Source organism: Megamonas hypermegale (assembly GCF_900187035.1).
Classification (GTDB): domain Bacteria; phylum Bacillota; class Negativicutes; order Selenomonadales; family Selenomonadaceae; genus Megamonas; species Megamonas hypermegale.
This window is the reverse complement of record NZ_LT906446.1, coordinates 177,604-190,728: the sequence shown is the minus strand read 5'-3', so window position 1 is coordinate 190,728 and position 13,125 is coordinate 177,604. Positions and strand designations below refer to the sequence as shown.

The window sequence follows — 13,125 nt, the reverse complement described above, 5'->3', positions numbered from 1 at the left end:
TTTCACCTCTTCCTTTCCTTGCTGACATTTATAAATTCTAAAACTCTATTATCTGTTGATTTTTTTATCTCTTCTGGTGTGCCAATAGCTATCATTTCGCCATTATACAACATTGCAATTCTATCAGCTATATAAAAAGCACTATTCATATCATGCGTTACCACTATAGACGTAACACCTAAAAGCTTTTGCATCTGTACAATTAAATCATCTATTTTCGCGGATGTTATTGGGTCAAGACCAGAACTCGGTTCATCGTAGAGCAAAATTTCAGGTTCAAATGCAATAGCTCTAGCTAAACTTACACGTTTTTTCATCCCACCTGAAAGTTCATTCGGCATAAAATCGGCAAAACCCTCTAATTCTACCATTTTCAATTTTTCTTCTACAATTTGTCTAATTTGCTCTTTCCTCATTTTACCATGTTCTTTAAGGCCAAATCCTACATTATCTCCTACACTCATGGAATCAAATAATGCCGAATACTGAAAGACCATTCCCATTTTCAAACGAATTTTATCTAGTTGCGCTTCTGTCATCTGAGAAATTTCTTCATCTTTTATAAAAATTTTACCTTTTTCTGGTCGCAACAATCCAATTAATAATTTCAATAAAGTAGATTTACCCGAGCCACTACCGCCAATGATGACAAGTGTTTCACCTTTTTTTACTTCAAAATTAATGTCTTTAAGAATATGCCTATCCTTAAAATATTTATGTACATTAACTACTTTTATCACTATATCACCTCATCGATAAAGCACCATGGATAATAAACAATTACTAAAAAATATCACAATAATAGAAACCACAACAGAACGAGTTGTTGCCTTACCTACGCCTTCTGCTCCATTTTGTGCATTTAAACCATAATAACAACCCACTATAGCTACAATTGCACCGAATACGATAGCTTTTATCAAACCACCAACAACATCATGAACTTCGACAAAAGTATCGATGGAATTGATGTACATATAAATATCTATATCATAATAATTCGCTATCATCCAGCCGCCTAAAGAGCCAATCACATCGCCGAATACAACTAATAACGGCAACATACACATGCAAGCGATTAATCGTGGCACAACTAAATAACCAATTGGATTTGTTGCCATGACTTTTAAAGCATCAATTTGCTCTGTTACCTTCATCGTACTAATTTCCGCAGTAATAGCAGCACCTACACGCCCAGCTGTAACTACGCCCGCTAAAACAGGACCTAATTCACGTCCTACAGCAATCGTTACGATACCACCAACAGTTGATTGCGCACCTAAACGAATGAATTCAGTAGCTGTCTGCAATGTCAATACCATACCTGTAAACAACATCGTAAGCGCAATTATCGGCAAAGTATCCACACCTAAATGTGACATTTGTTGAAAAACATGGCGAAATCGTGGCATATGACGAAGCTGCACAATAGTATCACGAACTAAAATAGTAAATTGCCCTAAAGTTTCTAGACAATTTATAACATAGGCACCTATACTTTCTAAAAATTTAATAATCATATAAAACGTCCTTTTTTCATAAATGTCTTTGCTTTATAAAACTAAATAACACTTACGATTTTAACAATGAATTTCAAATTAGTAAATAGTTATTTACTTTTTTTACTAAATTAACATTAATATCAATTCTTATTATTTTATATTAAAACGAAAAACATCCATAAGAAAAGCCTCTATTCTCATGGATGTTTTCTCACTATTCGATTGTATCAACGAATTTTAAAATAGTAAATAGTTATTTACTATTTTTCTTTGTCTTTAATTATTTTTTAATGATATTTTAATTTTTTATTCTTCTACTTCAACACTTGTCTGCACATAATTATCAATAACATATTTAGTTTCCATTTTAGTTTCACGATTTTTGTTAAGTTCTTCGCGTTCTTTTTTGCTCATCTTACTGATTTGTTCTGATAATTTAACAGCATCAGCAATTGCTTTACTTTGGTCTTGTTCACTTTGAATATCCACAGTAGGCGTTATAACAATTTCATTGTTTTTATTGAGATTTTTTAAATCATTTAAACGGTCTACAGTTGACATTTGTCCTGCATCTTGTGGATTTATAGCAAGTCCACTTTGTAAAACTTCTGCAAGCTGTACAAAACCGCCACCTTTTACTTCAAATGCCATAGTACCTTTTTTCTGTGTTTTCGGTATTACATATGGAATTTCAATTATTTCCGTTTCTTTACGATACGGTTTTATCATTACTTTAAAAGTAATAGTTTCACCTGGTTTTACTTTATCTTTGCTAGGTATAGCACTGACAATTGAGGCTGTATTGCGATTTGAAGTATATTCAATATCTACTTTTACATCAAAAATATTAGATGGTTTCTCCATATTTGTGCAAAGGAAATACATTGCCTGAGTTAATTCACCAATAGCAAATTGACCTACATCTTTTGCATCATAAAACATATTTTCTCTTGTAAATTCACCCTCTGGCAATTCATCAGTCTTTATTGTGAATTTAACCTTAGCTGTGCCATAACTTGAACGGTCAGCTGTTCGTTCCATAGATGCATATGCAATACTAGAAGTAAGTGCTGGTATAATATCTTCATCATATGCTATTTTAGCAACATATTCTTCTTCTCTACCCAAGTTTTTATCCTTTACAAAAACTCTAACTGGTACCGAAGCTGGATATACATTCAAAATACCAGATATTCCAGAAAAACGGTCTTGATTTACACGTCCAATAATTTTACCAAATGAACTTACTTTTACACCATTTAAAATACCACCAGCTGTACCAATAACATCAGCATCTGTTAAGAAATAATTCACATTTCCTTTATAAGTCATTGGATGACCAAAAGCTAAAATTTTATCTCCATCAACCATTGTTACTGTTCCAGTTCCGCCAGCAAAGAAATCACCATAAACCATTACTACACCAATAGCATCGCCTGCACTCAATGATGCATTTTCTCTTATATCAGTATTTAAACTGCCGATTGCATCACTGCTAAAAACAACGCCTTGATACGGTATCATATTATCATTTGCTAAATTTTGTTTTAAAACTTCAAATGAATTACCTGTAAATCCTGATACATATACATCAATAGGCATACTGTAACTGCTCTTATTTATTTCTCGCTGTTTAGCTATGCTATCTAAAATAAACTGCGTTATAGATATTTCTTCATTTAATTTCTTTTCAGCACCAGCAGCATTAACTCTTGCCAAAGCCTTTAAAAATCTTTCATTCTCAGCAGCCTCAGCTTCTTCTTTTGCCTTATCTTCCTTTTTATCCTCTTTTACTTCATCTTTTGTGTTATCTTCTTTTACTTTTTCATCATCATCTTTTTTAACTTCAACGATTTTATCTTCATCTTCTGAGGATTTTTCAGTTTTATCATCTTTTTTGACAGTATCTTTTTCAGTTTCATCTGTTGTTTTTTCTGTTTTCTTATCTTCTACCGTTTCTTTAACTTCTTTATCTGCACTATCTTCTTTTATTTCTGCATTATCTTCTTTTTTAGTTTCAACAGATTTATTTTCTTCTTTATTTCCATCTTCTAAAGATTTTTCAGTTTCAGCATCTTTTTCTACTTTATCTGTATTTTCTACTGCTTTTTCTTCTTCATTTTTGATGTCACTTTCTTTTACATCAGCATTTTTATCTTCAAATTTATTCTCATTTATTTTTTCTGAAGTTTTATCCGATGTATTTTCAGACTGTTTTTCACTGCCTTTTACTTCGCTAGTTTCTTCATTTAAATCAGCTTTTTCAGTATCAGTTTTATCACCATCAAAATCGCGCAAAATTTCTTCTAAACGTGTTTGTGCCTTGCCTTTTTCTCTGTCTTCACCTTCTGGTGTAGCCAATACTTTTGATTTATATTTTTCTATTTCCTTATCTATATCTTCATCAAAAGACTCTTGCTTTTCTTTATATTCATCTGCAGTTGGCACATTTACGGATTTTACACCTGATTTATTGATAGTTGATAATGGGTCTGGTAGTTGCCAAATTTTTAACATTTCTTCAATCGGCGTAATGTAAAATTTATACGGCAAAACATCCTGTCCCACGCTACGAGCTACAGCACCAATTAATTTTCCGTTCACATATACAGGGCTACCGCTCATTCCATGAATAACACCGTTTGTATCATCTATAAGCGCACCTGAAGCTTTAGCTAAAATTTGTTTAGAACTACCATTTCCATTATTAACTACGCCCATTATCTCGACATTAAAATCTACTTTTTGATTGCCTTGTATCATTGTTTCAGCGTAACCCTGCATTCCCGGTCTTATCTGGTCAGTCGTCATTATCTCCGGCATTGCCAGTACAGGGCTAACTCCTAGCAATAACATTAAGCATATAGTTACTAAGAATTTTACCATTTAACAATATTCCAATCTACTTTAAATTTTTATTCAGATTGTTCAATATATGCAACAACCTGTCCTGCTTTTATCTCATCGCCTTGTTTTACTAAAATTTGTTTTACTGTACCATCAACAGTAGCTCTAGAAGCTGATGTAGTTCCTGTAAGTGTAGATATTTCTACCAAAGAATCACCACTTTTTACAACACTTCCAACAGTTATCGTATGACTTACTGTTCCACCAACAACTGCTTTTTGTTCTACTTGAGCATTACCCATTGCTAATGAACCCGCACAAACCATAAATATAGCTATTACTAATATAAATATGATATTCCGTTTTTTCATTTATCCCACTTCTTTCTTTATATTATATATAACTTGATAATATCATATTCATATAACCTTAAGCAAGCTATCTACGTACAGCTGTAAGTGCTGTAGCTACTGGTCTTTCACGCCCATCAGATGGGGAATTCACTATCTTTCCTCCAATTACCATCTCAGAAGAACCGCCACCATCAAAATTTACGGCATCGACTACATCCATACCGATTAAAAAGCGAGCAAAATCATCAAGCATCATACCTCTACTATGTGATTGTCTACCATCTAAAACAGCAAACATTACATTACCATTTCGCAAAATTCCTACAGCTGTTCTAGGTGCTTTAGCTCCGGTAACATCTACACCAATCTGTTCTTCAGCAGAAGTTATATCCACTTGACCATCTTTAACTAAAAGCGGTCCTACGCCTAAAATATCTGTAGCAGCATTCCATGGTTCATTAAGGCTTTGTTCTATCTGTAATGTATCGCCAACTTTTAATCCATTTAATACTTGTTTACCATCACCCGTTACAGAAACTACCATTTCATCTTTTCTAAGCGGGCTATTTCCTCTATTTATAGATACAATTTTATCATTTTTTACTACATATTCTGTACCACTATTGTCTGTTCCTGTCGATGTTCCATAATAATGATTATAAAGCATTACACTATTTGAACCACGCGTACCATTTAAACCTGAAACATATAAATCACCATTGTCACTGTGTACTACTCCATGATAGCTTACAGGTCCAATATACGGTGAACCATCAGCTAATATACCAAAAGCTGTACGAGTTAAGTACATTGAAGATACTAAATCACCAGCAATTTTAGTAACACCATACAGTTCTCTTCCATCCCCAAAATATGAAGCATTTTCCGCTACAGCTGCATCTACATAATTCGACATGGCTTTAACTGTATTTTTGGCCATTTTATCGCCACCGCCCAAAACTGGTACAAGTTTAAAATATTTAGGGTCAACTTCTACCAATTGAGCCATTTGTTTTTCACCATTTTTTCTACTGTAATAAGAAATTTGTGTCAAACCTGGTTCTAAATTTTTAGTTATACTGTATTCATAATCCTTGCTTATATCTACATATAACCTACGAGGATTTTGCAATTCACCGCTACTAAAAGCACTACCATCTACAACTTGAATAACAGCACAACTTGTTTTTCCATCGCTATAAATTTCTACAAATGGCACAGAAGCATCATTTACATTTATTCCACTAGCATAATTTTTAGCAATTGGTTCAGAAAAATCAATCATAACATAACCATTATCCATTGATTTTACTTCATATTGTGTCGTTTCATTTAAATCAAATACCAATCTAACTTTACCATCAGATTTACTATAACGAATATTAGATATTTCACTATTTTTTATAGAGTTATCCAATACTTGTGTTTGTTCTACCGCTGGTTTTGTTTTAGCTAAAGATACAGCTGCCTGTGCCACATTAAATTGTATCTGTCCTACTACTAAACAAGCAGCCAAAATTGAAGTTAATCTCTTTATTTTCATGTTGCCTCCCTTTTTTAAGAAAAAAAGACTGCAAATGCAGTCTATTAATTTTCGGTATTATTGTCCGCAATATTCGATTTAAGATTGCGTCCTTTTTTAGCTATTTTATCCATATATTCTAAGGCTTTTCCTGTACCTATTGCTACACAAGTCAATGGGTCATCAGCTAAATAAGTGGCAATTCCTGTTTCTTTCTGAATTAAAGTATCAAGTCCATAAAGCATGGAGCCGCCACCTGTCATGATAATACCTCTATCCATTATGTCAGAAGAAAGTTCTGGTGGTGTATCTTCAAGTACACGTTTTACACACTGTACAATAGATGCTACTGGTTCAGCTAAAGCTTCACTGACTTCATTAGATTTTACTTCTATTGTTTTTGGAAGTCCCGTGATTAAATCACGACCGCGAATTTCAATTTTTTCATCACGAGCATCTTCATATGCTTGACCTACTTGAATTTTAATGCTTTCAGCTGTACGTTCACCAATCATTACATTATGTTTATTTTTAATATATGTAATGATGCAATCATCAAATTTATCACCAGCCATACGAAGTGAATCACTTACGACGATACCGCCTAAGCTGATAACAGCAACATCTGTTGTTCCGCCACCAATATCTATAACCATGCAACCATTTGGTTCAGAAACATCAAGACCTGCGCCCATAGCAGCTGCCATAGGTTCTTCAATGAGTTCAGCATGACTTGCACCAGCTTGCATTGCAGCTTCTTGTACTGCTCTTTTTTCTACTGTAGTAATACGAGATGGTACACAAATCATGATACGAGGTCTAAACATAAAACGGCGGCCAGAAACTCTACCGATAAAATATCGTATCATTTGTTCTGTTATATCATAGTCAGCAATTACGCCATCTCTAAGTGGTCTTATAGCTACGATATTGCCTGGTGTACGTCCAATCATACGACGTGCTTCTTCACCAATTGCTAAAATACGATTACTGTCTTTATCTATAGCAACAACAGATGGTTCCCGTATTACAATGCCTTTGCCTTTTATATAAATGAGGACATTAGCTGTTCCAAGGTCAATACCAATATCCATAGACATTCCAAACATTAATCTTACTCCCTTTCTTCGAGTTAGTTATAATCTTTTATTAAGATGTTAATTTATATATTCTTAATATCTTATAATATATAATACATCAAATCATTTGGCAAGAAAAAGCTTTTTTATTATTATTTATTACTTTAATAAAAGTATTTCACATTATTCATAACTAAAAGGTATAAAAAATTGACACAATATTAGTAAAATGCTATCATTAAATTAACAAAAAATCTTTATGTTAATAATGAAATAGGGGGTATTTTTTCATGTTTAAAGGTAAAGTTGTCATCGTAGGTGCTAGTAATGTAGGTTCTGCTGTTCTTACAAAATTATTAGATTTTCAACTTGCTTCTGAAATTGCACTTATCGATTTAAATGAAAATAAATGTAAAGGTGAAGCACTTGATGCTAATGATGCAACATCTTGTATTCATAGCCTTAATATTAGAACTTATTATGGTGACTACTCTGACTGCAAAGATGCTGATTTAATTATTATCACTGCTGGTCCTAGTATCAAACCTGGTGAAAAACCTGATCGTCTTATCTTATCCAAAACAAACTGCAAAATCATGAGCAGTGTTATGTCCGAAATCGTTAAATACACAAAAGATGCAATTATCCTCATGATTACTAATCCACTTGATGTAGCTACATATCATGTTTCTACTCAATTCGATTATCCTCGTGAAAAAATCATCGGTACTGGTACAATGCTTGAAACATTCCGTTTACGTAGAATTATCGCAGACCGTTATCATATTGATCCTAAAAATATCCATGGTTATGTTCTTGGTGAACATGGTAACTCTGCATTTACTGCATGGAGTACAGTAAACGTTGCCGGTCTCGGTCTTGAACATATTGATGAATATTTCCATTTTGATGACAAACTTGATAAAAAAGCTATCGAACAAGCACTTGTTAATAGAGCATATGACATCATTAACTTAAAAGGTTACACAAATACTGGTATTGCTATGGTAGCTGCTCGTTTCACTAAATCCTTCATGTACAACGAACATACTATTTTGCCTATGTCCGCTGTATTAGAAGGCGAATACGGTTTAAGCGACGTTGCACTCAGCATTCCACGTATGATTTGTGCTGATGGTATCGTTCGTTCCTTCGCTCCACATCTTCCAAAAGAAGAACTCGATTTACTCTACGCTTCTGCTGAAAGTGTAAAAAAAGCTATTGCTAGTGCTAAAGAATAAAATATATTTGATGATAAAAAAAGCGAGCTCATTTAAGAGTTCGCTTTTTTATTGCCAAATAACAAAAAAAGATAGGCAGAAAAAATCTGCCTATCTATACTCTCTCTAAAAATTAATAAAACAATTTTTATATCTTAACAAGTCTTGCATTCTTCATAAATGCCAGCTTTTTTAAGAGTGTCTACCATAGTATCACCCATATGAGCAACAGTCTTAGCAACTTCAATGCCGACATCATTTAAAGCTTTAATTTTATCAGCTGCAGAACCTTTACCGCCAGCGATAATCGCACCAGCATGACCCATACGTTTGCCTGGAGGAGCCTGCTGTCCGCTGATGAAAGCTGCTACAGGTTTTTTCATATTAGCTTTAATCCATTCAGCTGCATCTTCTTCAGCTGTACCGCCAATTTCACCAATCATCATAACTGCTTTTGTTTCTGGGTCTTCATTAAATGCTTTTAATACTTCAATGAAGTCTGTACCTTTTACTGGGTCACCGCCAATACCTACGATAGTAGTTTGACCAAGTCCAGCTTTTGTCATCTGTGCCATTGCTTCATAAGTCAATGTGCCAGAGCGAGATACAATACCTACATGACCTTTGCGATGAATTTTATCTGGAATGATACCGATATTGCATTCATCAGTTGTCATAATACCTGGGCAGTTTGGACCAATTAAACGAGTCTTTTTACCTTCAAGTGCACGACGAACCATAACCATATCTAAAACTGGAATGTGTTCTGTTACACATACAACTATATCAAGTTCAGCATCAATAGCTTCTAAAATACTATCAGCTGCAAATTTTGCTGGTACAAAGATAACGGAAGCATTTGCACCTGTTGCTTTTACAGCTTCTTCTACTGTATTAAAAATAGGCACACCGTTAACAACTTGTCCACCTTTACCTGGTGTTACGCCACCTACGATATTTGTACCATATTCTAACATATGTTTCGTATGGAACATAGCAACTTTACCAGTTGCTCCCTGTACGATTACTTTTGTATCTTTATTAACAAAAATTCCCACGAACTATTCCCTCCCGTATCAGGCATTTTTTACTAATTCTACGATTTTCTGTGCGCCAAGTTCCATGGATTCTGCCATGATAAGACCTGGTACATTAGCATTTTTCAAAATTTCGCGGCCTTCTTTAACATTAGTACCTTCAAGACGAACTACAATTGGTACATTTAAATCGATTAATTGGCTAGCTTTTACAATACCTTCTGCAACTTTATCGCATCTATTAATACCACCAAAGATATTAACAAAAATACCTTTTGCTTGACCGCCTTCAAGCATGATTTTAAATGCTTTAGCATTGTCTTCTGGTGTACTCTGTCCACCGATATCCAAGAAGTTTGCAGGTTCTCCACCGTAATATTTGATAATATCAACAGTAGCCATTGCAAGACCTGCACCATTTACCATACAAGCAACATCGCCACCTAAATTTACATAATTAAGGCCAAGCTGTGCTGCTTCTAATTCTTTAGGGTCTTCTTCAGTTACATCACGCAATGCTTGTACATCTGGATGACGGAATAATGCACTATCGTCAAAATTCAATTTAGCATCAAGAGCCATTACATTATCATCTTCAGTGATAACAAGAGGATTGATTTCAGCTAAGGAACAATCTTTAGCGATAAATAATTTATAGAGATTTTGCATTAATGCAGCAGCTTTTCTTACGGAAGCTGGTGTAAAGTTCATTTTATATGCCATGCGAGTAGCTTGATAAGAAGTAAGTCCTAAAAGTGGGTCAATATATTCTTTAAAGATTTTTTCTGGAGTTTTAGCAGCTACTTCTTCAATTTCCATACCGCCTTCTTCAGAACCAATCATTACAATTCTAGAAGAAACACGGTCAACAGTGAAACTTAAATATAATTCTTTTTTAAATTTGCAACCTTCTTCAATTAAAAGACGATTTACTTTTTTACCTGCAGGACCTGTTTGTTTAGTAACAAGTACTTTTCCCAAAATTTCACTAGCATAAGTTTTTACTTCATCTAAAGATTTAGCAAGTTTAACACCGCCAGCTTTTCCACGGCCACCAGCATGTATTTGGGCTTTAACAACATAAACCGGACCTGTTAATTTTGTTTCAGCATTAGCTACTGCTTCATCTACAGAAAAAGCAGGTACACCATTTGGCACTGCTACGCCAAATTCTCTAAAAATCTGTTTAGCCTGATATTCGTGAATATTCACTAAAGACTACCTCCTCAGTTTAAAATACTTAAATATAATAAAAAATTTATCTTAAATTTACTATATTCTTATTCATTATTATTAATTATAAGTACATTTGTATTTCATTTACAATCCTTATTATACACTTTTTTCAAAAATAGTAAATATCTATAATAAAAAATTTTTCCATATATTTTATTTATAATTACTTTATAAAAATATATCGTTAACTTGTTTTAATCGATATAATATTTTAATATTATATCATAAATAAAAATAATTACGAGGTTATGCGTCATGACTGAAAAAATTACTGATAAACTTGCCAATAAATTAAAAGAAGAAAACAATCTCAATAAATTTATAACAGAAAATCAACAGGACTTCAAAGAAGCTAATTTAAAAGTTTTTCTAGAAGACTTATTAGAAAGCAAAGACATGAATAAAACAGATGTGATAAAAAACTCTGGATTAGATAAATCTTATGCTTACAAAATATTTTCTGGAGAGAAAAAAAATCCAGCACGCGCGAAAGTATTAGCTTTAGCACTTAGCATGCAATTAAATGAAGATGAAACAAATCATCTACTTTGGCATTCCTGCCACAATGCTTTATATCCCCGCAACAAATGGGACTCCATCATAATTTATGCCTTAAAAAAGCATCTCAATGTAATTGATACTAATTTATTACTCGCTCAATATGGAGAAAAAGAATTATTAAAATAAGACATTTATTAAGAAAGCATACTATCATCTAGTATGCTTTTTCTATTGAATTATTTCGTTTTAAAAAATAAAGTATCTCTTGTGTTTTTTTCTCTAAAGCTTTTTTTAATTCCGGTAAATACGATTTTTGAATGAGTCCTTCAACATCGCCTCGCAAATCAGAACTATTTTGCAATACCTTTTGTGTACTGTTTAAAATTTCTTCCATGAATTTAATACAAACTTTATCAATATTAAAATGATATGCTGTATCCACTACTTTTTTTCCATCTTTCATCTTAATAATGCGATTTTCCCCAATATCTATCGTCGTCTGCAAAAATTCATCTGCATAGGCGATAAATCGCTGTGTTGTATCTGCCATGGTTCGATTAAAGAAATTCAGTTTAATTTCCGCTACATAATTCGTTTCTTCAATATGCTTTAATTGCCATAAATGAAAATTAGCTCTATCTTCACTGCCTGCAAAATTCGTATATTCTGGAATAAACTCAAATATCTTTATATAATCTGGAAATTTAAGTTTAAATCTGCCTTCAACCTCTTCAATTAATTTTTCTACTTTTTTATTTACACTGTAATAGTAATTCGTATCAATTGATTGATATACACAATATTTTTTTAAATGATGCGCTTTATAATAATCAAGTACATCCATTATATACGTATCCATATTAGAAAACATCAATTGCTCAAACTCTTCCATCGCCACTTGCAAAGCTTCTTGTTGTGTTTCAAAATCATATGAATTAACAAGGCTTATCGGAAAAGATACATCAATATCATTTTTATTAAACATGTAATCCTTAGTCTCAGGTATTTTCGGCTTAAATAAATTAATTTTGTCTTTAAGCATAATTTCTATTTCATTTAAAGGCAATTCCTTAAAACAATATTTATATTCACCGTTTACTTCATCTATGATTTCATTAACTGATTGGTATCTATTATCCGGGTCAAATTGCAAAGCTTTATGCACTATTCGCCTTAATAAATTTGACTTTGGCTTAAGCATCTGTATCGTATTTCCCAACGCATAAATATCTGAACGATTATCCGTTTGCCCCCAACCATATTGTTCAGGTGCTGCATATCCTTTAGTGCCAAAATATTGCGTATTGTATTTTTGGTCATACTTATAAGTTCGCGCTACATCAAAATCAATCAATTTCACAACATCATCATTTGTCAAAAGAATATTGCTCGGTTTAATATCTTGATGAATAATATCTTTTTTGTGCAAAAAAGACAAACCTTTGCATAGTTGTAATAATATATCCTTTATTTCTTCATCAGGAAAATCTTTTTGCTCCATCAATAAATCCGCTAAAGTTCTGCCGTTGATAAATTCTTCAATGACGATTAATTGAACATCATCACGATATAAATAGCTTATCTTAGGAATTAATTTACAATGAAGCGTCTGCAAATTTTTATACAATGTATGTAATTTTTCTAAATCATCATTTTTTAAATATTTAACGACATAGACTAATCTAGTAATATTGCTATAAACCAATACAATTTTACTTTTTTCACTTTTGCTCAATTCATCTATTTTTGTACAAGTTTCTAAAAATAATTGCACATCACTACTCATATCAAAAATCCTATCTTTTTTTATTTTAATTATAACATAATA

Annotated in this window: 11 protein-coding genes; 2 read left to right on the top strand and 9 right to left on the bottom strand. The window is 32.8% G+C overall.

Going from position 1 to position 13,125, the window contains the following annotated elements:
• Positions 1–2: 2 nt before the first annotated feature.
• The 6 genes from CKV65_RS00920 to mreB all read right to left on the bottom strand — a co-directional run bounded on the left by CKV65_RS00920 (position 3) and on the right by mreB (position 7,333).
• Complete coding sequence (locus CKV65_RS00920; RefSeq protein ID WP_027890159.1) at positions 3–740, bottom strand: ABC transporter ATP-binding protein; 738 nt, start codon at positions 738–740, stop codon at positions 3–5.
• A 9-nt stretch (positions 741–749) separates the two neighbouring features.
• Positions 750–1,520 carry an MlaE family ABC transporter permease gene (locus CKV65_RS00915; protein ID WP_027890160.1) on the bottom strand — a complete coding sequence of 257 codons (771 nt, stop codon included), beginning with the start codon at positions 1,518–1,520 and terminating at the stop codon, positions 750–752.
• Between the two features lie 288 nt (positions 1,521–1,808).
• Positions 1,809–4,325 (bottom strand): SpoIVB peptidase S55 domain-containing protein, encoded by a 2,517-nt coding sequence (locus CKV65_RS10890; RefSeq protein ID WP_231922688.1) that lies wholly within the window; start codon positions 4,323–4,325, stop codon positions 1,809–1,811.
• Between the two features lie 92 nt (positions 4,326–4,417).
• Positions 4,418–4,720, bottom strand: a complete 303-nt coding sequence (locus CKV65_RS00900) for a biotin/lipoyl-containing protein (protein WP_027890161.1) — start codon at positions 4,718–4,720, stop codon at positions 4,418–4,420.
• A gap of 67 nt (positions 4,721–4,787) precedes the next feature.
• Complete coding sequence (locus CKV65_RS00895) at positions 4,788–6,245, bottom strand: phosphodiester glycosidase family protein (RefSeq protein WP_027890162.1); 1,458 nt, start codon at positions 6,243–6,245, stop codon at positions 4,788–4,790.
• A 44-nt stretch (positions 6,246–6,289) separates the two neighbouring features.
• The gene (gene mreB / locus CKV65_RS00890) at positions 6,290–7,333 is read right to left on the bottom strand and encodes a rod shape-determining protein (protein ID WP_027890163.1); all 1,044 of its coding nucleotides are present in this window, start codon (positions 7,331–7,333) and stop codon (positions 6,290–6,292) included.
• Between the two features lie 260 nt (positions 7,334–7,593).
• On the opposite strand from mreB, the gene CKV65_RS00885 reads away from it, so the two are divergent.
• Positions 7,594–8,544: an L-lactate dehydrogenase gene (locus CKV65_RS00885; RefSeq protein WP_027890164.1), complete on the top strand. Its 951-nt coding sequence runs from the start codon at positions 7,594–7,596 to the stop codon at positions 8,542–8,544.
• Positions 8,545–8,678: 134 nt separating this feature from the next.
• On the opposite strand, the gene sucD is transcribed toward CKV65_RS00885, so the two are convergent.
• On the bottom strand, positions 8,679–9,581 hold the full coding sequence (gene sucD / locus CKV65_RS00880; RefSeq protein WP_027890165.1) for a succinate--CoA ligase subunit alpha: 903 nt from the start codon (positions 9,579–9,581) through the stop codon (positions 8,679–8,681).
• 18 nt (positions 9,582–9,599) lie between these two features.
• Entirely contained in the window at positions 9,600–10,772 is a 1,173-nt protein-coding gene (sucC, locus tag CKV65_RS00875; RefSeq protein WP_027890166.1) for an ADP-forming succinate--CoA ligase subunit beta, read from the bottom strand.
• Positions 10,773–11,051: 279 nt separating this feature from the next.
• Between sucC and CKV65_RS00870 the strand changes: the two genes are divergently transcribed.
• Entirely contained in the window at positions 11,052–11,483 is a 432-nt protein-coding gene (locus tag CKV65_RS00870; protein ID WP_027890167.1) for a hypothetical protein, read from the top strand.
• A 28-nt stretch (positions 11,484–11,511) separates the two neighbouring features.
• Here the strand turns inward: CKV65_RS00870 and CKV65_RS00865 are convergent, their stop codons facing one another.
• Complete coding sequence (locus CKV65_RS00865) at positions 11,512–13,107, bottom strand: serine/threonine-protein kinase (protein ID WP_269457069.1); 1,596 nt, start codon at positions 13,105–13,107, stop codon at positions 11,512–11,514.
• Between the last annotated feature and the right edge of the window lie 18 nt (positions 13,108–13,125).